Origin of the sequence: Xanthomonas sp. NCPPB 2586 (assembly GCF_041475775.2) — a bacterium.
Taxonomy (GTDB): domain Bacteria; phylum Pseudomonadota; class Gammaproteobacteria; order Xanthomonadales; family Xanthomonadaceae; genus Xanthomonas; species Xanthomonas campestris.
This window is the reverse complement of the sequence record NZ_CM192981.1, coordinates 1,650,221-1,671,562: the sequence shown is the minus strand read 5'-3', so window position 1 is coordinate 1,671,562 and position 21,342 is coordinate 1,650,221. Positions and strand designations below refer to the sequence as shown.

The 21,342-nt window shown below is 65.5% G+C and carries 17 protein-coding genes; 5 read left to right on the top strand and 12 right to left on the bottom strand.

From position 1 onward, the window contains the following. Nucleotides 1-17 precede the first annotated feature (17 nt). Complete coding sequence (locus ACCQ09_RS07050; RefSeq protein WP_019237469.1) at nt 18-878, bottom strand: pirin family protein; 861 nt, start codon at nt 876-878, stop codon at nt 18-20. Nucleotides 879-1,110: 232 nt separating this feature from the next. Between ACCQ09_RS07050 and ACCQ09_RS07045 the strand changes: the two genes are divergently transcribed. Next, nucleotides 1,111-3,183, top strand: a complete 2,073-nt coding sequence (locus ACCQ09_RS07045; protein ID WP_012437827.1) for a carbon starvation CstA family protein — start codon at nt 1,111-1,113, stop codon at nt 3,181-3,183. After that, the gene (locus ACCQ09_RS07040) at nt 3,183-3,407 is read left to right on the top strand and encodes a YbdD/YjiX family protein (RefSeq protein ID WP_011037849.1); all 225 of its coding nucleotides are present in this window, start codon (nt 3,183-3,185) and stop codon (nt 3,405-3,407) included. Before ACCQ09_RS07045 ends, ACCQ09_RS07040 begins: the two co-directional genes overlap by 1 nt. Nucleotides 3,408-4,121: 714 nt before the next feature. On the opposite strand, the gene ACCQ09_RS07035 is transcribed toward ACCQ09_RS07040, so the two are convergent. Continuing rightward, a complete protein-coding gene (locus ACCQ09_RS07035) occupies nt 4,122-4,826 on the bottom strand; it encodes an HAD family hydrolase (protein ID WP_019237468.1) in 705 nt (234 codons plus the stop codon). Between the two features lie 189 nt (nt 4,827-5,015). Between ACCQ09_RS07035 and ACCQ09_RS07030 the strand changes: the two genes are divergently transcribed. Continuing rightward, nucleotides 5,016-5,825, top strand: coding sequence for an ankyrin repeat domain-containing protein (locus tag ACCQ09_RS07030; RefSeq protein WP_016944098.1), 810 nt, complete (start codon nt 5,016-5,018; stop codon nt 5,823-5,825). A 36-nt stretch (nt 5,826-5,861) separates the two neighbouring features. Beyond that, nucleotides 5,862-7,058: a Tle-like phospholipase domain-containing protein gene (locus ACCQ09_RS07025; RefSeq protein ID WP_040940961.1), complete on the top strand. Its 1,197-nt coding sequence runs from the start codon at nt 5,862-5,864 to the stop codon at nt 7,056-7,058. 161 nt (nt 7,059-7,219) lie between these two features. Here ACCQ09_RS07025 and ACCQ09_RS07020 read toward each other — a convergent pair whose 3' ends face one another. The 8 genes from ACCQ09_RS07020 to ACCQ09_RS06985 all read right to left on the bottom strand — a co-directional run bounded on the left by ACCQ09_RS07020 (nt 7,220) and on the right by ACCQ09_RS06985 (nt 17,369). Then, nucleotides 7,220-8,470, bottom strand: coding sequence for a DUF819 family protein (locus ACCQ09_RS07020; protein ID WP_228427990.1), 1,251 nt, complete (start codon nt 8,468-8,470; stop codon nt 7,220-7,222). Between the two features lie 265 nt (nt 8,471-8,735). Continuing rightward, nucleotides 8,736-8,951, bottom strand: a complete 216-nt coding sequence (locus ACCQ09_RS07015; RefSeq protein WP_011037854.1) for a hypothetical protein — start codon at nt 8,949-8,951, stop codon at nt 8,736-8,738. Between the two features lie 938 nt (nt 8,952-9,889). Further along, nucleotides 9,890-10,498 carry a nucleotidyltransferase family protein gene (locus ACCQ09_RS07010; RefSeq protein WP_029216837.1) on the bottom strand — a complete coding sequence of 203 codons (609 nt, stop codon included), beginning with the start codon at nt 10,496-10,498 and terminating at the stop codon, nt 9,890-9,892. 696 nt (nt 10,499-11,194) lie between these two features. Then, nucleotides 11,195-12,202: an XdhC family protein gene (locus ACCQ09_RS07005; RefSeq protein ID WP_068573859.1), complete on the bottom strand. Its 1,008-nt coding sequence runs from the start codon at nt 12,200-12,202 to the stop codon at nt 11,195-11,197. After that, nucleotides 12,199-14,406: an aldehyde oxidoreductase molybdenum-binding subunit PaoC gene (gene paoC, locus ACCQ09_RS07000; protein WP_011037857.1), complete on the bottom strand. Its 2,208-nt coding sequence runs from the start codon at nt 14,404-14,406 to the stop codon at nt 12,199-12,201. Before paoC ends, ACCQ09_RS07005 begins: the two co-directional genes overlap by 4 nt. Before the next feature lies 1 nt (nt 14,407). Beyond that, on the bottom strand, nt 14,408-15,358 hold the full coding sequence (locus ACCQ09_RS06995; protein WP_011037858.1) for an FAD binding domain-containing protein: 951 nt from the start codon (nt 15,356-15,358) through the stop codon (nt 14,408-14,410). Continuing rightward, entirely contained in the window at nt 15,355-16,005 is a 651-nt protein-coding gene (gene paoA, locus ACCQ09_RS06990) for an aldehyde dehydrogenase iron-sulfur subunit PaoA (RefSeq protein WP_029216838.1), read from the bottom strand. Before paoA ends, ACCQ09_RS06995 begins: the two co-directional genes overlap by 4 nt. Nucleotides 16,006-16,361: 356 nt before the next feature. Continuing rightward, complete coding sequence (locus ACCQ09_RS06985; RefSeq protein WP_040940958.1) at nt 16,362-17,369, bottom strand: zinc-dependent alcohol dehydrogenase family protein; 1,008 nt, start codon at nt 17,367-17,369, stop codon at nt 16,362-16,364. Nucleotides 17,370-17,672: 303 nt separating this feature from the next. Between ACCQ09_RS06985 and ACCQ09_RS06980 the strand changes: the two genes are divergently transcribed. Further along, on the top strand, nt 17,673-19,157 hold the full coding sequence (locus ACCQ09_RS06980; protein ID WP_040940957.1) for a GGDEF domain-containing protein: 1,485 nt from the start codon (nt 17,673-17,675) through the stop codon (nt 19,155-19,157). Nucleotides 19,158-19,285: 128 nt separating this feature from the next. On the opposite strand, the gene ACCQ09_RS06975 is transcribed toward ACCQ09_RS06980, so the two are convergent. Further along, on the bottom strand, nt 19,286-20,662 hold the full coding sequence (locus ACCQ09_RS06975; RefSeq protein ID WP_040940956.1) for a sensor histidine kinase: 1,377 nt from the start codon (nt 20,660-20,662) through the stop codon (nt 19,286-19,288). After that, nucleotides 20,659-21,342 carry a response regulator transcription factor gene (locus tag ACCQ09_RS06970; protein ID WP_197708554.1) on the bottom strand — a complete coding sequence of 228 codons (684 nt, stop codon included), beginning with the start codon at nt 21,340-21,342 and terminating at the stop codon, nt 20,659-20,661. Before ACCQ09_RS06970 ends, ACCQ09_RS06975 begins: the two co-directional genes overlap by 4 nt.

Genomic DNA, 21,342 nt, shown 5'->3' with positions numbered 1-21,342 from the left:
CGGTAACCCGCCCCGGTTCAAAACCGCCCCTCCTGGAAATCGACGAACGCCTGCATCAATTCCTGCTTGGTGTTCATCACGAACGGGCCATGCCGCATCACCGGCTCGTTGATCGGCCGGCCGGCGACCAGGATCAAGCGCGCGCCGGCAGCACCGGCCTGCAGCCGCAGCCGCTCGCCACCGCCCAGCACCGCCAGCTCCTGCGCCGGCAACGGGCGTGCGCCCTCGCCCTCGCCGACCGTGGCCGCGCCTTCGAAGGCGTACGCGAACGCGTTGTGGCCGGCGGGCAGCAGATAGTCCCAGGACGTGTCCGGCGTGAGTGCGATATCCAGGTACACCGGCTCGGTGGCCGGCTGCACGATCGGCCCGTGCACATCGCCTACCGCGCCGGCAATCACCTTGACCGTGACGCCCGCAGCCGGATGCGCGACCGGGATCTTGTCCGGCGCGTATTCCTGATACTTGGGGTCGCTCATCTTGTCGCGCGCGGGCAGATTCACCCACAGTTGGAAACCACGCATGCGCCCGGATTCCTGTTCGGGCATTTCCGAATGGATCAGGCCGCGCCCGGCGGTCATCCACTGCACGCTGCCCGGGGTCAGCAGGCCTTCGTTGCCGTGGTTGTCCTTGTGCCGCATGCGCCCGTCGAGCATGTACGTGACGGTCTCGAAGCCACGGTGCGGATGGCTCGGAAAGCCGGCGATGTAGTCTTCGGCCTGTTCGGTGCCGAACTCGTCCAGCATCAGGAACGGGTCCAGTGCCGGCAGCTGCGGTGTGCCGATCACGCGGGTCAGCTTGACCCCGGCACCGTCGGAGGTGGGCATGCCGCGAATGGTCCGCAGCACGTGTGCCGCCGTGGAGGTGGTGGTGTCGCTCATCGAACGCTCCCTGTGCGCAAGTGGATGCCTTGCATGATGGAGGCCGCTGGCATGGCGCCCAATCGCGACACGTGCAACCGACCGTTCCAAAACGCCGCGGCGCGCAGGCGCAATGCCGCACTGCAATGCCAGACACCATACGACCAAAGGCTTACCCGATCCCCGGGCGGCACCATTGACCGCGGACAGCCGGCGGGAGGACCCTTAGCGGGATCGTTCCTGAGGGGCATGCATGAAAGGTATCTCGAAGCTGGCCTGGGGCGCGCTGGCGCTGCTGGCCGCGTTCTGCCTGGGCACCGTGGCGCTGCGGCGCGGCGAACACATCAACGCGTTGTGGATCGTGGTGGCGGCGGTGTCGATCTATCTGATCGCCTACCGCTTCTATGGCCTGTTCATCGCCGACAAGGTGATGCAGCTCGACCCCACCCGTGCCACGCCGGCGGTGACCAATAACGACGGCCTGGACTACGTGCCCACCAACAAGCACGTGCTGTTCGGGCATCACTTCGCCGCGATCGCCGGCGCCGGGCCCTTGGTCGGCCCGGTGCTCGCCGCGCAGATGGGCTACCTGCCCGGCCTGCTGTGGCTGGTGGTCGGCGTGGTGCTGGCCGGCGCGGTGCAGGACTTCATGGTGCTGTTCCTGTCCACGCGCCGCAACGGCCGCTCGCTCGGCGACCTGGTGCGCGAAGAGATGGGCCAGGTGCCCGGCACCATCGCGCTATTCGGCGCCTTTCTGATCATGATCATCATCCTGGCGGTGCTGGCGATGGTGGTGGTCAAGGCCTTGGCCGAGAGCCCGTGGGGCATGTTCACGGTGATCGCGACGATGCCTATCGCGATCATGATGGGCGTGTACATGCGCTACATCCGCCCCGGCAAAATCGGCGAGATCTCGGTGGTGGGATTGATCCTGCTACTGGGTGCGATCTGGCTGGGTGGCCAGGTGGCCGCCGACCCGACCTGGGGCCCGGCCTTCACCTTCACCGCCAAGCAGATCACTTGGATGTTGATCGGCTACGGATTCATCGCCTCGGTGCTGCCGGTATGGCTGCTGCTGGCACCGCGCGACTATCTGTCCACCTTCCTCAAGATCGGCACCATCCTGGGCCTGGCGATCGGCATCCTGATCGTGATGCCCGACCTCAAGATGCCGGCGCTCACGCAGTTCGCTGCCAGCGGCGATGGCCCGGTGTGGAAGGGCGGCATCTTCCCGTTCCTGTTCATCACCATCGCCTGCGGTGCGGTATCCGGCTTCCATGCGTTGATCGCCTCCGGCACCACGCCCAAGCTGCTCGCCAACGAAGCGCACATGCGCTACATCGGCTACGGCGGCATGTTGATGGAATCGTTCGTGGCGATCATGGCGCTGGTGGCCGCGTCGATCATCGAACCCGGCATCTACTTCGCGATGAATAGCCCGGCCTCGTTGGTCGGCAGCGATCCCGTGGAAGTGGCTGCCAAGGTCAGCGAATGGGGCTTTGCAATCACCCCGGAAGTGCTGGAAGCCACCGCGCGCGACATCGGCGAGCACAGCATCCTGGCGCGCGCCGGTGGTGCACCCACGCTGGCGGTAGGCATCGCGCAGATCCTGCACCACGTGCTGCCGGGCGAGAACACGATGGCGTTCTGGTACCACTTCGCGATCCTGTTCGAAGCGTTGTTCATCCTCACCGCAGTGGACGCGGGCACGCGTGCCGGCCGCTTCATGCTGCAGGACCTGCTGGGCAACTTCATCCCGGCGCTGAAGAGGACCGAATCGTGGACCGCCAACATCATCGCCACCGCCGGTTGCGTGGCGCTGTGGGGCTACCTGCTCTACACCGGCGTGATCGATCCGTTCGGCGGTATCCAGACGCTGTGGCCGTTGTTCGGCATCTCCAACCAGATGCTGGCCGGCATCGCGTTGATGCTGGGCACAGTGGTGCTGTTCAAGATGAAGCGTGACCGCTACGCCTGGGTCACCATCGTGCCGGCGCTGTGGCTGCTGTTGTGCACCACCTACGCCGGGCTGATCAAGATCTTCGACAGCAACCCGGCGCAGGGTTTCCTGGCGCAGGCGCACAAGTTCCAGGCCGCCATCGCCAGCAACACCATCACCGCACCGGCCAAGACCGTGCCGCAGATGCAGCAGATCGTCACCAACGCCTACGTCAACACCGGGCTGACGGTGCTGTTCCTGTTCGTGGTGGGCTCGATCCTGATCTACGCAGTCAAAACGATCGTGGTCGCCCGCCGCAGCCCGCAGCGCAGCGATCGCGAAACCCCGTACGTGGCACTGCAGCCACACCAGATGGCGGATCTGTAATGGGCACTCAACTCGTTCTTGCCAGCCAATACCAGGCCCATCGCCGCATCTGGCGCCGCCTGGTGCAGACCGCACGCCTGTGCTGCGGCATCCCGGACTACGACAACTACGTGCGCCACATGCTGGAGAAACATCCGGACAAACCGGTCATGGACTACCCGGCGTTTTTCCGCGAACGCCAGGAAGCGCGTTACGGCGGCAAGGGCGGGTTCCGCTGCTGTTGATCGGTAATCGTGATCGATAGATGCACACGCAACAGGGCGCGATGCGAATCGCGCCCTGTTGCGTTGATGTGGACGCGAAATGCGGTTTTCTTTATGCGATTGGACGGTGCGGCAGATTGGCTGCAGAGCGGTTGATCTGCGGCTTGGGTGGAGGCCCCCTTGCCCGCTCACCGTCGCGGGACACGCTGCAAGGTAGAGCGGCTGATCTGCGGCTTGGCTGCACAGCCTGCTCGCTCACCGTCGCGGGACACGTCGCAAGCTGGACAGGCTGATCTGTGGCTTGGCTGCAGGGCCCTTGCCCGCTCACCATCGCGGGACACGCTGCAAGTACGTCCTTGTAAGCTCTTACGCGGCATCCATGCCGCGTAAGGTCCCGCGACGGTGAGCGGGCAAGGACCAGTCAGGCGTGTCGGTGTGCATGGTTGCACGCAGCGCAATAAGCGCGTTTTTTGGATGACGGCGACTGACGGCGCGTCCGATCAGCGTCGCAACGCGACGACTAACAGGCAGGCTTTCAACAAAGCGACCTACGAACGTTCTGGTGCGGTGCCCTCGCCGCTTGCGGGACCGTGTGGCGGCATGGATGCCGCCACCGAGCCTACAGGGAGGTACTTGCGGCGTGTCCCGCAAGCGGTGAGGGCACCGCACGCGCGACCGACCAGACTTTTGATCCAAGCACTGACTGCAGCCAAACGAAGCAACGACGCGACACCCTCAACCAGCGCGCGTTTGCGCGAGCCGCTCGAACAATGCGTGCAAATCGCGCATATCGTCGAACACCTCCAGCACGCCGATCCGTCGCAGGGTGTCGCCGTGCCCTTGCGGAATATGGCTGGCACCGGTAAAGCCCAGCACCTGCATGCCGGCCGCCAGCGCGGCGGTCGCACCGGTGGGGCTGTCTTCGATGACCAGGCAACGCTCCGGTGCTACACCGGCCGTGCGCGCGGCCAGCAGGTAAACATCCGGTGCGGGCTTGGGCCGCTCCACCATGTCGGCGCTGAAGATCCGCCCTGCCGCACGCGCCGTGAGCCCGGCCCGCTCCACCGATGCAATCACGTTGTGGCGGCGGCTATTGGAGGCCACCGCCAGCGGCAGCGGGATCTGCTCCAGCGCCTGTCGCACGCCCGCAATCGGCTGCACCTCGGCGGCGATCAAGGCTTCGCTGCGCGCCTGGATCTGCGCCAGCAAGGTTTCCGGCAACTGCAGCGCAAAGTGTTCTTCCACCCGCCGCAATACCTCGCGCGTGGTCTGCCCGAACGTGGTTTCCAGCAGATGTTCCAACGGCTCGGCCGGCACGAACGCTGCCAGCGCCTCACGCATTACCCGGTCGGCCAGGATTTCGCTGTCGACAAGAACCCCATCGCAGTCACTGATCAGTAGCTCGTACGCCATTGCACCCATCTGCTTGCAAAGCGCCATTATGCCGACCCGGTCGTGACCGTCGGCTGTGGCGCAGCGCCCGCACAGGGGACGAAGACGCCCGCGCGCCCGTCGGCAAGGTCAGTCGCCAAGCAGACCCAGCCAGACGCCCGGTTACGCGCCTATGTCACGAAATCTTACCGCTTGCGATTTTTACAGCTGGTAGGATCGGCCCCGCTGTGGCGGGACGTGCCGCAGCGTCATCAGGAATGCGATCAGGAGAAGGAGATTTCGATGCAGACGCGATTCCCCACCCTGCTCGTTCTTGCGACCTCGTTCTTCGCGGTCTCATGCACCGCCTCGCCCGGTGCCAAGGAGCAAACCACCATGTCAGCTACGCTGCAGGACCATGCCGTCGCTTTCCGCGACCCCGGTCTGACCGACATCGCCAACGCCATCGCGCACGGCGACATCGCACGGATCAAAACGCTCGCCCCCACCGTCGATCTGGCCGCACATGGCGATCAGAACGTGACCTTGCTGGAATGGGCGATCTGGAACGAACAACCCCGCGCCCTGGACGCGCTGCTCGATGCAGGCGCGGACCCGGCGTTGCCGGGCATGGACCAGGAAACGGTCGTGCACATGGCCGCCATGGCGCAGGACCCGCAATACTTGAAGATTCTGCTGCAGCACAAGGCACCGATCGACGTGGTCAGCGCGCGTGCCGGCTGGACGCCGCTGTTCCGCGCGGTGCAGAGCAAGCGCGATGCGCAGATCGGCCTGTTGCTCGACGCAGGCGCCGACGTGCAGCGCGTCGACCATACCGGTAACAGCCTGCTGCATCTGGCCGCGCAGAGCGGCGCCTCCAGCCCGACAGTGTTGCAATTGCTCAAGGCCGGTGTGAACCCCACGGTGCGCAATGCACAGCAGAAGACCTTCCAGGCGTATTTCTTCACCACGCCGGACCGTCTGCTCAATGCCACCGGACAACAGGTCAGATCGGATGTGCGCGCATGGTTGAGCGCTCACAACATTCCCGTGGAAAGCAGCCGCTAAGCGCGCTTTCCGCACGACGCACGCAAGGAACCGCGCATGTCCCCGTCAGAACCCACATCCTCCACCGCCGCATCCACTCCGTTCGCAGAGTCGATGCGCGGACAACAACCGCAGCCGCAGGACCGGCAATTTCCGGAGCTGCTGCAAGATCTCTATGCCACTGCCAATCAACGCCGCGAAGGCGGCGCAGAAACCTTCGCGCCGCTGGCCAACGGCTGGTCGCGCATGGACGACAGTGCGCTGCAGCAGGCCGGCATCGATCCGGCACTGCTGCACGACGCAAAAAGCGGCTTCGATGCCGCGTTCTATCGCAACGATCAAGGCCAGGTGGTACTCGGTTTTTGCAGAACCGACGAAGGCAAGGACTGGAAGCACAACATCGGCCAGGGCCTGGGCTTCGACGATGCGCAATATGCATCGGCAATCCAGCTCGGCAGCCAGGCCAAACACGCCTTCGGCGACCAGGTGGTGATCTCCGGCCATTCGTTGGGCGGTGGTCTGGCATCGGCATCGGCCATGGTCAACGACATTCCCGCGGTGACGTACAACGCGGCCGGCGTCAACGACCGTACCCTCGAACGCGAGGGCCTGGATGCGTCGGCAGCCAAGCAGTACGCCAGCGAGGAGTTGATTCGCGGTTACCACGTCAAGAACGAAATCCTCACCCATCTGCAGGAAGACAGCATTCCGCTGAAGTGGACGATGCCCAATGCGGCTGGCCACCAGATCGAATTGCCGGAGCCGGACCCGCTGTCGTTCGGGCAGCGGCTGGTACCCGGCATGATGCTCAAGCACCGCCTGGACCTGCACGGGATGGACTCGGTGATCAAGGCGCAGGACATGCAATCGCCCGACCAGGCACGCGGCGCGTCGCTGCAGCCGGGCAGCCAGCTGTTCAACGATGCCGTGGTGCAACTGGATGGCCAACGCGAGCGGCTGGGGCTGCGCGACGACACCGCGTTTCTCAACACCGCCGCCAGCGTGGCCGCGCGTGCAGGCAACGACGGCCTGCAGCGGATCGACCATCTGGTGCCCAACCGCGATGGCGATAGCCTGATCGCGGTGCAGGGCCGCATGGACGACCCCACCCATCTGCGCAGCCATGTGCAGACGGCGGCCGCGGCCAACGAACCGGCGCAGACCAATGTCGGCCAGCTGCAGCAGCACAACCAGCAGCACGCGCATCCGCAGGCCCAGCAGCAGGACGAGCAGCGCCGGGTGATCCAGCAATAAGCTGCTTGGCAAACCGTGCCGCATGCAATCCTCGTCAGGTGGACGCGTGCGGTGCGGGAAGGTCCAGCAAGTGACCATCTGTTTACTGCGGTCAACCAAGCCCACCGCAGAGCTCATGGAGCTGTTGCAGGCAATCGCTCCATGACGCCGGCAAGGCAGCGTTAACCTGCCCCGGCCATCGCCCGCAAGGTAATGCCGACCAGATACGCCAGGTAGGTGCCGGTGGCATAGCCCATGGTGCCCAGCAGCACACCCACGGGCGCCAACGCGGGATGGAAGGCCGCAGCGACCACCGGCGCGGAAGCCGGCCCGCCGATGTTGGATTGCGAGCCGATCGCGAAATAGAAGAACGGTACCCGCAGCAGGCGGCCCAGGCCCAACAACAGCACGATGTGCACGGCAATCCAGCTCAGCCCGAGCAGGAACAGCCACGGGCGATCGAGCAAGGCCAGCAGGTCCATTTGCATGCCGATGCAGGCGATCAGGAAATACAGCAGCAAGGTCCCGATCTTCGAGGCGCCCGCGCCTTCCAAAGTGCGTGCGCGGGTGAAGCTGAGTAGCAGGCCCAGGCTGGTCGCCAGCACCACGACCCACACGAACGGCGTGTCCAGACTGAACTGGCGCGCCCAGCTCAGGTTCACCTTGCACCAGCCGGCCAAGGGGTTGGCGAGCGCATGCGCCAGGCCCACCCCGCCGAGCGCCACGGCCACAATTACCATCAGGTCCGACAGGCTGGGAATGCGCGCGTGCTCGGCCTGGAAGCGCGCCATGCGCTCCTGCAAGGCATCCAGTGCGCGGGTATCGGCGCCGCTGCGCGCATCGATGCTGCGGGCGCGCCCGGCCAGGAAGATCAGCACCGCCATCCACACATAACCCACGCCAAAATCGACCACGGCAAATTGCCCGAACGTGCTGGCATTCACCGCGAATACCTCGCGCATCGCCAGCATGTTGGCGCCACCGCCGATCCAGCTGCCGGCCAACGCCGCCATGCCAGCCCAGGTATCGCCGGCCACGGTGGCCGGGTGCAGCCAGCGCATCACCCAGAACGCGACCACCGCGCCCAGCATGATGCTCAGCGATGCGCCCAGATACATCGCCACCAGCTTGGGGCCCAGGCGCAGGATGGCGCGCAGGTCGATGCTCAGGGTCAGCAGGATCAGGGCGGCCGGCAGCAGCACGTCGCGGGCGATCGGGTTGTACAGCCGCGTGTTGGCGCCATCGATCAGCCCTACCGTGTTGTAGATGCCCGGCAGCAGATAGCAGAGCAACAAGGCCGGCACCACTGCGTAGAACCGCTGCCAGGGGCCGCGTTCGCGGGCGGATGTCCAGAACACGGCGCCGAGGGTGGCGGCGATCAGACCGAACACGACAATGTCGTTCTGGATCAGTGCAACAGGGGGTGGGGTCACGAGCGGTGGAGATCCTGGCAGATGGCCGCGCAGTGGCGGATCGTCCAAGCGTGGCCGATCACCCGAATCTAGCCGACCGGCGTGCCTGCGCAAAGCGCGGGGATGGATCGGGTTTTCCTGTGCGCACGCCTCGGACATGTGCGCACCGGTCTGTCAGGCAACCGGGCACCTGCGGGGACTTCTCCACCGACGGCTGATCTCAGGACAAGTTGGTTGCGCTTGCCGCTGGAAGACGCCGCCAGCTCCTGTCCGCGAGGTCGCAAGCTCAGCCGTAACGCCGGACCAAACGATCGCCGTCGCCGGTATTGAGCACCACGCCGCTCGGCTCGCCGGTGGTCAGGCAGTGCAGTTTCGCCATCAGTTCGGCCTGTGCCAGGGCGCCCTGCTCTCTCAGGTAGCGCAGTGGCGACCACTGCGGGCGCGTGACCCACCAGCCGTTCTTTTCCGAATGGATACGTACGACGTAACGGGAGTCGTCCATCTGGCCCTCCGGCCGGTGATGCAGCGAAGCGAGACAACCGGCCTGGAGCGGCGGTGCCTGCATGGGAATCGGTGTCTGGCGGGTGTGCCGGCGCGCCCTTACTCAAGGGGCCGCGGGAGAGTGGCCCAAGGCCCCGCGTCCGGCATAGCCAGCATGTGCCTGTGGCTATGGCTGGCGCCGTCAGGCGGACACTGGCTCGCCGGTAGGAAAATTCTTACGTGACACACGTCACGCGCAGCGCTACATTCCGATACAGATAAGTGCCTCTGGGGAGGGTTTGCATGTATCTGCTGAGGAAGTTCCAATTCCCGGTCAAGACCGCCATGGTCGTTGGCTATGTCCTGGTGATTCGCGAAGCCGTGGTGCTCTGGATCTGAGCGCTTCGACCGCACATTGAACTGACTCGCAGAAGGTGCAGGGCGGCACCTTTTGCGTTGGTGTGGGCGCTTTGGAGCAGAGCGCGACGGCACGCGGCGATGGTCACAAACTGCGCGTTGCCGCTAGATCGTGAAGTGTCTGGTAGATGGTGCATGGCTGCACCGCCTGTGTTGGTTTGGCTGCTTTGCACCAACCGCGCGACTGGTCATGCCCGCGTCACGCATGCGATCGGTGCCGCGCCGTGAGCTGGGCGATGCAGCGGTGCGACTAGGCGTCTCATAGCGATGCACTCGGCGATGCACTTGAACCACCGCGCACCGCAATTACAGCCGCTTACGCGCAGTGTGTTTTTCAGCGCAACGCGTTGTTGAGATGCTCGCCGCGTGCCCCGCTGCCGTCGCGTGCTGGTGCAGTGTGTACGTCACCTCGCGTAGGTTGAGATAACGCACATCCGTGCGGCATAGCAAGGCATCGACACTGCACGCATTGGCGATGCAGCACTTCGCGACGTGCCGCGGACACTTGCTAACCGGCCTATCTATACCAACAGCACGCGCGGCTCAATCTGCATCGATCCAGCCACGCGCTTGCGCAGCAAGCAGGTCGGCCGGGGTGTCCACGTCCAGGGCGAGTGCCGGTGCGGTGACGCAGCCCAGCGTCTGCGCATCCAGGCTGGCGAACAGCGCGCGCAGGCCGGTGTCGGCCAACAGCGGCACTTCGTTCCACACCGCGTGCGTGACTACCACCGGAATCCCGCGCACGCCTGCATAGCCGCTGGTGGCGCAACCCGATGCGGCCAGATCGGCTTCTTCCAGCAAGCTGCGCAGATGCGGCGTGTCCAGCGCGGGCTGGTCGCAGCCGAGGATCAGGCTGCGGCGCAGCGTGGTGTCTTCGTGTACGTGCGCGCGCAACGCGGCAAGACTGGTGCCCATGCCGTCGGCCCAGCCGGCATGCCGCACGATTTCCACATCCAGGCCGCGCAAGGCCTCCATCACCAAATCGGCATCGGCCCCCACCACCACCACACAGCGCCGCGGCGCGGTCTGCAATGCAATGCGGGCTGCGCGCCGCACGAGGGGTTCGCCATCGCGCGTCAGCAATTGCTTGGAGCGACCGAGCCGCCGCGCCGCGCCTGCCGCCAACACCAACGCGGCATGGTCGCTGGTCACGCGCTGCGCTCCGCACGCCATGCAGCAAGCACTGACGTATCAGCCGGCGCACTGCAATGCTGCACACATGATCGCGCTGCCACCACGGTGTGGCGCGCGTGCGCGGCGGTGCGTGATGGCGCGGCGTGCGCTGGAAGCAAAGCGATCATGAGCGGGTTGTCTTGCGTGTAAGGATGCCTGCAGCGTAGGGCCAAACATGTGCGCAGTGGGTGACCACACAGCAAAGCCGCGCGCAGCGGCGGTGTGGATGCGCGACCACGGCGCTCGCTGGATCTTTATGCGCAATCGCACGACGGCGAGAGAAGTCTCATCTGCGTAGTGATTGATCGCGCCGCATAGCCGCGTGTAGCAGATGTGCAGACATGGCCACCAAGTTTTTCGCTGCTTTACGCACAACATTACGACTGCTGGAGAGAACTCTTCGCGATGGCGCTATCGTCAAGCCGGGACACGCGCACCATAGCGACTAGCGCGACCTACAGTGCACTACGACGTTGCGCGTCACGCTCGGTGAGCGATGTCGGCACGAAGCGAATCGATAAGTCCTGACGTACTGCGACCTAGAGAACGACCACCAAGAACAGCGTTTCGGGGATGATGCCGAGGCAACGCCCGGCGATCACGCTAGCAGCAACCCAAGCTTGCGCATGACGCCCTACGCGCAATGCGCCCACTGCTGCAAAAAACCGAACGATCCTAAAGCGCTGCAGCCTGTAAATCGGCCACTGCCTGCGTGGCTTCGGCAATGATGCCGAGCGCGATGCCATGCGGCGACGACGGCCCCAGGCGGATGCCGGCCGGCAGGCGCACGCGTTCCAGTACGGCATCGTCATGACCGAGCGCGCGCAGGGCCTGCAATCGTGCCTGCCGTTTGTTGCGACTACCCAGGATGCCGATGCAGGCCACCTGGGACGACAGCCCGCGATGGGCAACCTGCAGATCGATGTCGCCGTCGTGGGCAAGGCTGTACAACGCGCAATGTGCGTCCAGTTCCACCTCTGCCAACGCCTGCGCAAGACCGCGGCGATCGTAGTGCTCGGGGGCCAGCCCCGGTGGCGGTTCGACCGGGCCATGCGGGCGCAACACGCGTACTTCGATCCCGGCGTGCGTCGCCAGCGCGATCAGCGCCAGTACCGACGGATCAGCCCCCACCAGCACCAGCCGCAGCGGCGGCCGCCTGGAGAACACGAATTCGCCGGGAGCGGCATCACTCGGTGTAGCCAGATAACGCAGCGTGCCGTGCACGCGATCCAGCGCAACATGAAACGCGCGACGGTGCTGGCGCGCATTGCGCCAACGCGCGAGATACCCGCCCAGATCCTGCACCGCACACACCAGCACGCCGATGCGCCCGCCGCAGCTCAGCTGGATATCGAGCACCTCGCTGCCTTCGCCGTAATCGAGCAAGCGCGGGTGGCCATCCTGCAGGACCGCCAACGCTTCATGCGCGACCGCCGCTTCAACGCAACCGCCCGACACATACCCGGCCACTTGCCCGGTGCTGCTGATCGCCATCTGGCTACCCAGCGGGCGCGGCGAGGAGCCGCGCACCTCCACCAGCGTAGCCAGCGCCACGCGCTGCCCGGCGCGGTGCCAGGCAGACAGTGTCGGCAACAGATCATCGTGCAGGGCGTACTCCGGCCAGGCCGGCCACGCGGTGGCAGCCGGCATACCGTGGCTGACAGGAGCCGCCACTGCATTCACGCGCGCAGCGGCTCAGGCAGGTGTGGCAGCAGCTTGTCCAGCGTCACCGGGTAGTCGCGTACGCGCACGCCGGTGGCGTTGTAGACCGCATTGGCGATTGCCGCGGCGACCCCGCAGATGCCCAGCTCGCCCACGCCCTTGGCCTTCATCGGCGAGGACATCGGGTCGGTTTCTTCCAGGAACACCACGTCCTGATGCGGGATGTCCGCATGCACCGGCACTTCATAGCCGGCCAGGTCGTGGTTGACGAAAAAGCCCAACCGCTTGTCGACCACCAACTCTTCCATCAACGCCGAGCCGGCACCCATGGTCATCGCGCCAATCACCTGGCTGCGTGCGGTCTTGGGGTTGAGGATGCGCCCGGCCGCACACACGGCCAGCATGCGCCGGATGCGCACTTCGGCGGTCACCACGTCCACGCCGACCTCGACAAAATGCGCGCCGAAGGTGGACAACTGCTGCTTCTTGGCCAGGTCGCCAAACTCGATCTTGTCCTCGACCACCAGCGGCCCCTGGGCAGCGGCATCACCCAAGGCGATGCGCTTGCCGCCGGCACGCACGTGGCCGTCGGCAAATTCGGCCTTGCTCGGGTCCAGGCCCAGTTGCGTGGCAATGGCCTCGCGCAGTTTCACCGCTGCGGCATACACGCCGGCGGTGGAACTGTTGGCGCCCCACTGCCCGCCGGAACCGGCCGAGACAGGAAAGCTCGAATCGCCCAGGCGCACGTCTACCCAGTCCAGCGGCACGCCGAGCATCTCGGCGGCCGTCTGAGCAATGATGGTGTAGGAGCCGGTACCGATATCGGTCATGTCGGTTTCCACCACCACGCGGCCGCCCTGCTCCAGGCGCATGCGTGCACCGGAGGTGGTGGCGATCGCGTTGCGGAATGCCGACGCCACGCCCATGCCCACCAGCCAGCGCCCATCACGGGTGCTGCCGGGTTTGGCCTTGCGCTTGGACCAGCCAAATTGTTTTGCCCCGTCTTCCAGGCACTTGACCAGCTGCCGCTGCGAAAACGGCCGCTGCGGGTTTTCGGGATCCACCTGGGTGTCGTTGACGACGCGGAACTTCACCGGGTCCATGGCCAGCTTCTCGGCCATTTCGTCCATGGCCACTTCCAGCGCCATCAATCCCGGTGCCTCGCCAGGCGCGCGCATGGCGTTGCCTTCGGGAAGGTCCAGCACGGCCAGGCGTGTGGTGATCAGGCGATTGGCACCGGCATACAACAACTGCGTCTGTGAGGCAGCAATTTCCGGTGCACCGCCAGGCAGATCGCCCGACCAGCTCTCATGCGCAATGGCAGTGATCTTCCCGTCGCGCTGCGCGCCGATGCGGATGCGCTGCACGGTCGCCGGGCGATGGGTGGTGTTGTTGGCAATCAACGGCCGCGACAGCATCACCTTCACCGGCCGCTTCACCTGGCGCGCGGCCAGTGCAGCAAGCACGGCGTCGGCACGCAGGAACAACTTGCCGCCGAACCCACCCCCGATATACGGCGACATCAGGCGCACGTTTTCCGGCGGAAGACCGAGCGTGCGTGCCAGATCGCCGGCACCCCAGTTGATCATCTGGTTGGAGGTCCAGACATTGAGCTTGTCGCCTTCCCACATGGCGATGGAGGCATGCGGCTCCATCATCGCGTGGGAATGATCGGGCGTGGTGTATTCGGCATCCAGCTGCACCGGTGCGGCCGCAAACGCACCGGCAAAATCGCCGACAGTGCTGTTCGGTGCACCGCCTTCCTTGGTGACCTCGGCCTTGGGACGTGCGCGTGCCAGATCGTATTCGCCCACGTGGCGGCCGTAGTCCACCTTGATCAACTGTCCGGCCGCGCGTGCCTGCTCAAATGTCTCCGCCACCACCACCGCAATTGCCTGGTGATAGTGCTGAATCTCCGGGCCACCCAACAACTTGGCCGTATTGAGCTTGCCCTTTTGCAGCTTGCCGGCGTTTTGCGCGGTGACGATGCCGAGCACGCCGGGCGCATTGCGCGCAGCGCTCAAATCAATACTGCGAATCGTGCCCTTGGCAATGCCGGCGCCGACCACGTGGCCATAGGCCGCCTTGCCGGGCAGATCATGATGCTCATACGCGTACGGCGCCATGCCGGTGGTCTTGAGCGGGCCGTCGATGCGGTCGACCGGCTTGCCGACGATCTTGCCCTGGTCGATGGGATTGGTACCGGCGGGAGTGTCGAATTTCATGTCAGGCCCTCGTGTCCGCCAGGATGGCGCTCAAGGTGCGTTCCACCAGCGGCACCTTGAATGCGTTGTGTTCGGTGGGCTGTGCGCCCTCCAGCAGGATGGCCGTGATGGCACGCCCGCCTTGGCGGGTCTGTGCTTCGGCGACCTCGTTCCGCCATGGCTTGTGCGCCACGCCGCCAATCGCCACCTGCGCATTGCCACTGCGCGGCACGATCGCCGCCACCGAGATCAATGCGAAGGCGTAGGACGCACGGTCGCGCACCTTGCGGTAGACGTGCGCGCCTTCCACCGGCTTGGGCAGGGTCACGGCCGTGATCAGTTCGCCACGCTCCAGCACGGTTTCGATATGCGGCGTCTTGCCCGGTGCGCGATAGAACTCGGCGATCGGGATGGCGCGGGTCTGCCCATCCGGGCGCACGGTTTCCACCACCGCATCCAGCGCGCGCATGGCCACCGCCATATCGCTGGGATGGGTGGCGATGCAATCTTCGCTGGCGCCGATCACCGCCAGCTGGCGGTTGAAGCCGCCGATTGCCGCACAGCCACTGCCCGGCAGCCGCTTGTTGCACGGCTGGTTGGTGTCATAGAAATACGGGCAGCGCGTGCGCTGCAGCAAATTGCCCGCAGTGGTGGCGCGGTTGCGCAGTTGCCCGGACGCGCCGGCCAGCAATGCGCGTGAGAGCACTGCGTAATCGCGGCGCACACGTGCATCCGCGGCCAGATCGGTATTGCGTACCAGCGCGCCGATACGCAGGCCGCCCTCGGGCGTCGCGTCGATGGTATCCAGCGTGAGGCCGTTGACATCGATCAGATGCGAGGGGGTTTCGATCTGCAGCTTCATCAGATCCAGCAGGTTGGTGCCGCCGGCGATGAACTTGGCGCCGGGCTGACGCGCGGCCTTGGCTGCGGCATCTGCCGGGGAGGTGGCGCGCTCGTAACTGAAAGCCTTCATGCGCGGTCTCCGGCAACTTCGGTGATCGCCTCGACGATGTTGGAGTACGCACCGCAGCGGCAGATGTTGCCGCTCATGCGCTCCTGCAACTCCACCGTGGTGAGCCGCGTCTTGGCAGTGAGATCGTCGGTGACATGGCTGGGGATGCCGCGCTTGACCTCATCCAGCACCGCCACCGCCGAGCAGATCTGCCCCGGTGTGCAATAGCCGCACTGGTAGCCATCATGTTTGACGAAGGCCGCCTGCATTGGATGCAGCTTGTCGGGCGTACCGAGCCCTTCGATGGTGGTGACCTTGGCGCCCTGATGCATCACCGCCAGCGACAGGCAGGAATTCATGCGCTGCCCGTCGACGATGACGGTGCAGGCACCGCATTGGCCGTGGTCGCAGCCCTTCTTGGTGCCGGTCAGATGCAGATGCTCGCGCAGCGCATCCAGCAAGGTGGTGCGGTTGTCCAGCGTCAGCGTCACCGGCTTGCCGTTGACTTCAAAGGCCACCTCGCTGGATGCGTTGGCGGGTTCGGCGGCCTGGCGCTGCGACAGCGCGTTGGCGGCGCCTGCAGCCATGGACTGACTGGCAGCGACGCTGGCGGCAGACGCCGTGCCAGCGATCAACACCTCGCGTCGGGTCATCTTGATATCTCTCATGGCTGGCATCTCCAACAATGCTGGCTTATACAGTTCTTAAATAATGTGCAGCGCTGCCGGTCACAAGCGCGTGAGCGCGGCTGTGCGCGATGGCGGCAATGCAGTAGGTTGTCCCGATTCTAAGGCGCGGTTCTGCCGGCATTAGCTGCTGTAGCCGCATGCGTCTATGAAACACACTCATCACTGCCGCGCCCGAATTAGACGGCCCCTTCACTCAGTGATGTGCCGAGCATGCCGCATCGCCACCTCTGTCGAGATCGCTGACACCCTCTGCCGCCACGCCGCACATCAGCAGCGCTATCGCATGACGCGCCGCAGGCAGGTGTTGGACCCTGCCCGCGCGCGCCGCGCCAGGCTCAGAATTCCAGCACGATCTTGCCCAGGTGACCACCGGCGTGTTGCAACGCAAACGCCTCGGCGATGTCCTCCAGCGCAAACGAGCGATCGATCACCGGTCGCAACGGCAAGCCGTCCAGTGCCCGCACCAACTCCTGCTGATGCCGGCGGCTACCCACCACCAAGCCTTGCAGCCGTTGCTGGCGCCCCATCATCTCGGCGGTGGGCACCGGGCCCGCGGCGCCGGTGAGCACACCGATCAAGGCGATGTGCCCACCCACGCGCGCAGCCTTGATGGACTGCGCCAGCGTGCCCGGGCCGCCGACTTCCACCACGTGGTCCACACCGCGCCCGTTGGTGATCTCCAGCACCTGCGCCGCCCATTCGGTGTGCTGACGATAGTTGATGCAGTGGTCGGCACCGAGCGTACGCGCCGTCTCCAGCTTCTGGTCCGACGACGAGGTGACGATCACCGTGGCGCCCATCGCCTTGGCGAACTGCAGCGCAAAGATCGACACACCGCCGGTGCCCAGCACCAGCACGGTGTCACCGGCCTTGATCCGGCCATTGACCACCAGGGCGCGCCACGCCGTGACGCCGGCGGTGGTCAAGGTGGCGGCTTCGGCATGGCTATAGCCGCGCGGCGCATGCGTGAAAGCCTGCGCAGCCGCGACCACGGCCGAGCGTGCATAGCCGTCTACGCCGTCGCCAGGCGTGGTGGCAAAGCCTGCATGCAACGGCTCACCGTCCAGCCACTGCGGGAAGAACGTAGACACCACGTGGTCGCCCACGGCGAAATCGCTGACGGCCTCGCCTACCGCTTCCACCACGCCAGCACCGTCGGACATCGGGATGCGGCCATCGGCGGTTGGCATCTGTCCGCTGACAATGCCCAGGTCATGGAAATTCAGCGAACTGGCATGCAGCCGCACGCGGATCTGGCCTGCCGCGGGCTGGCCGGGATCGGGCAACTCAACGGAGGTCAGTGACGCCAAGCCTGCTGGTTGCTGCAAACGAATGCCACGCATCGTGGTCTCCTCATACTGATGGGCCGCCCGGGATACCACGCGCGCCGTTACGCGCATGCGGTCGCGTCTGCTGTGTGCACTTGCCACGCCGTGAACAATTGCAGCGGACCTGGGTTAGCAGTGCATTGCCAACGTAGCAGGCAAGCGGGCTATACCGCGACATCAGAAACCGCGGCCGCGATGGGCTGAGCTGTCAGTCACAAATCCGGATTGCACGCGCGGCGCGCCTGGCTGGCATCGGGCGCCACCACGTACGCTGGCATGGCGGTTGCATCGGCTCTGCGTCCTGGACAAGGAAACACAGTGGTGTCGACAAGCAAGCAGTGGCGGCAACGTGCACAGCGCATCGCGCTGCATTTCGTGTTGACCGCATCGTGGATACTTCTGCTCGGTTCCGAATACTGGTCGATCCATGAGGAGCGCGTCAGCGCCTTGCAGGCCGCGCAGACGCAGTCGTTGAACCTGGCCGACTCGCTGGCGCAGCACGCCAGCGACACCATGACCATCGCCGATGCGGTGTTGTCGGGGCTGGTTGCACGCCTGCAGCAGGACCGCGGCTCGGCAAACGAACATGCGGCGATGCATGCGTTTCTGGTCAGTGAGGCCCGCCGCTCGGAGCGCCTGCATGGCATTTTCATCTACGCCGCCGATGGCCACTGGGTGAACTCGTCGCTGGGCAGCCTGCCGCGCACACACAACAATGCCGACCGCGCGTATTTCAAGTACCACCGCGACCACCGCGACGCACTGGTGTTCGTCGGGCCACCGGTGCAGAGCCGCTCGGACGGGCACTGGGTGATCACATTGAGCCGCCGCCTCACGACGCCGAGCGGCGAGTTCGATGGCGTGGCGCTGGTGACGCTGCGGCTGAAGTATTTCCAGGACTACTACAGCCGCTTCCAGGTTGGGGATCACGGCACCATCGGCCTGTTCAACGATGATGGCGTGGTGATCGTGCGGCGGCCGGAGCGCGACGACCAGACCGCCAGCTCGATCGCGGGCACGTCGCTGTACGTGACCATGCGCAACGAGCGCCGCGGCACGCTCGCCTACCGCTCTCCGCTGGATGGGGTGCAACGCATCTCCAGTTTTGTGCCGGCCCGGCCCTATCCACTCACCGTGCTCACCGGCGTGGCAGTGGACGATGCGCTGGCCAATTGGCGCGCATCCGCACGCCAACGCATCATCATTGCCGTGCTCGGCTTCGTGCTGCTGCTGGCGGTGGGCATCTGGCTGGACCTGCAGCTGCGCCGCATGCATCGCAATGAAGCGCGGCTCAGCTCGGAGGTCTGGGTGGATGCCTTGACCGGTATCGCCAACCGGCGCGCCTTCGACCACCGCCTGTCTGAGGCCTTGCAGGATGCCGTACACACGCAGGCGCCGCTGTCGGTGCTGATGATCGATGTCGACCACTTCAAGCTCTACAACGACACCTACGGGCACGTCAACGGCGATGCCTGCCTGCGCCTGATCGCAGGCGCGATTGCCGGCTGCGCCCGGCGCAGCGACGACATCGCCGCGCGCTACGGCGGCGAGGAATTCGGCATGATCCTGCCGCACACCGACGTCGCCGGCGCGCTGCGCCTGGCCGATGCCATTCGCACGGCGGTGGCGGAACTGGAGTTGATGCATCTGACCAGCCCGACCAGTGCACATGTGACCGTCAGCGTTGGCGCTGCCACCTTTGAACCGGGCGAAACACCGCTGACACCCGATGCGATCGTGCGCGACGCCGATGGAGCGTTGTATCGGGCCAAACAGGGCGGCCGGGACCGGACGTCTGCCTGAGCTGCCACGTTGTTTGCGGGTGGTCGTCGTTTGCGCGCGGGTGGCGTGATGTTGCCCAGGGCTGTTTGCAATCGCCAGAGAGATCGCTGTGACTGCCCTTCGCTGTCAGCGTTGGCAAATCGCGGCGACTACGGCTGAAAGTCGATCACCGCAAGCGTGCCCTGCGCCGCAGAGGATTCCAGATGCAGGCGCCAACCGAAGCGTTCGCAGATGCGCCGGGTGAGGAACAGCCCCAGTCCCGCGCCACCGCCTTGCTTCACCGATTGCTTCAATGACGCGGTATAGCGTTGCGCCGCCAGCGCGGTATCGAAGCCGTCGCCGGAGTCGCGGATGCTCAACCGGTGCGCGTGCAGGCTCACCTCGATCTGCCCCACGTAGGTGTGATCGGCCGCGTTGCGCAGCAGGTTGCCCACCGCAATGCGCACCATCGATTCCGGTGCGTGCAGCGTGAGTGGCTCCAGCGCGGTGACCACCACCTCCACCGGTTTTTCCGAAAGCAGATACAGGTGGTCCTGCACCAGTTCGGGCAGTAGCGCGTGCAGGATGGTCACCTGCTGCCGCTCGGCCGGGGTGGATTCGCGCGAGAGGTAGAGCAGCGCTTCCATGATGCGGGTGAGGTTGTCCACTGCCTCGTCGATCCGGTGCAACGGCCCCTGCGCCCGCTCCGGCAGTTGCTGCTTGTGCAGCACATCGGCCGCGCCGGAAATCACCGCCAAGGGCGTGCGGAACTCATGACTGGCCTGATCCAGCAGACTGCGTTCGCGCTCGATCGCGCGCTCCACGCGTTCCAGATGCGCGTTCGCCTCGCGCGCGATGGTGTTGAGTTCGCTCTTGCCGTAGTCGGTGGGCAGCCGCTGCGCCGGCTGCAACGGATCCAGCCGGCGCATGCGCCTGGCAAGGTCCTGCACCGGCCGCGCAAAGCCAAGGAACAGCCACCAGATCACCAGCCCGATCATCGCCAGATTGCAGATAAAGAACAGCACGCTGAGCTGTACGCTGCCATTTTGTTTGTCCTCCAGCGCGGTGATGTCGATGCTCATGATCAGCCGCCCTTGCGGTAGCGCGGTGACCAGCGCCGAATAGCTGCGATCGAGTCGCGTGCCATCTGCATCGTTGGCGAACGGCCCCCAGTGCGGCCGAATGATGGACAGGAATTTTGCCGCGATAGAGGGGTCGCCCTGCGTGTCCAGCTGGCCTTCGCCGTAGTAACCGGGTGCCAGCTCGGCGAAGAAGGGCGGCATGCTCGCCGGCAACGGCGCACCGTCGCGCAGCAGCCAGCCTTTCACCGGGCCAGTGCTGGGCAAGGCCTGCTGCAGGCGCTCGGGCGGCACGCGCGTGACGTTCTGCGTACTTGCGGTGAGCAGCTGCCGCCAGATCGGATCTTCGATCAGTTCCTGGCTCAAAAAGCCCTGCACCGACAACCCCAACGCCAGCACCGCGCACGACATCAGCAGGCTGGCGCTGATCAACCACTGCAGGCTGCGCAGGCGGCCGTCTCGGCTCATTCGGCCGGCCCGCCCAGCCGATAACCGACGCCGGTGACGGTCTGCAGCAGCTTCTGCTCGCCGTCGTGATCCAGCGCGCGCCGCAGCACATGCATATGCGAGCGCAACAGGTCGCCTTCGGGCACCGCATCGCCCCAGATCAGTTGCTCCAACCGGTCACGCCGCACCACACGCGGTGATTCCCGCATCAGCAGTTCCAGCACCGTGCGCAAGGTACCGGACAGCACCACCGCGCGGGTGCCGCGCGACACCGCCAGGCGGTCCAGGTCGTAGCGCAGGTCATGCACCTGCAGCACGTTGCCCGCCGCCGCGCTGGCGCGGGCACGGCTCACCATCACGCGCACGCGGATTTCCAGTTCCGGCAACGCCACCGGCTTGACCAGGTAGTCGTCGGCCCCGTTCTCGAAACCCAGCAGCTTGCCTTCCAGCTGGTCCTTGGCGGTAAGCATGATGATCGGCGTACGGCAGGCGTGTTCTTCGCGCAACCTGCGCAGCACGCTCATGCCGTCCATGCGCGGCAACATCCAGTCCAGGATGATCGCGTCGTAGCGGTTGCTGATCGCCAGGTTCAAGCCCGACTGCCCGTCCGGCGCCGCATCCGGGCGGTGGCCGCAGGCTTCCAGGTAATCGAAGATATTGGCTGCCAGGGCGCGGTTGTCCTCGATGATGAGGACCTGCAG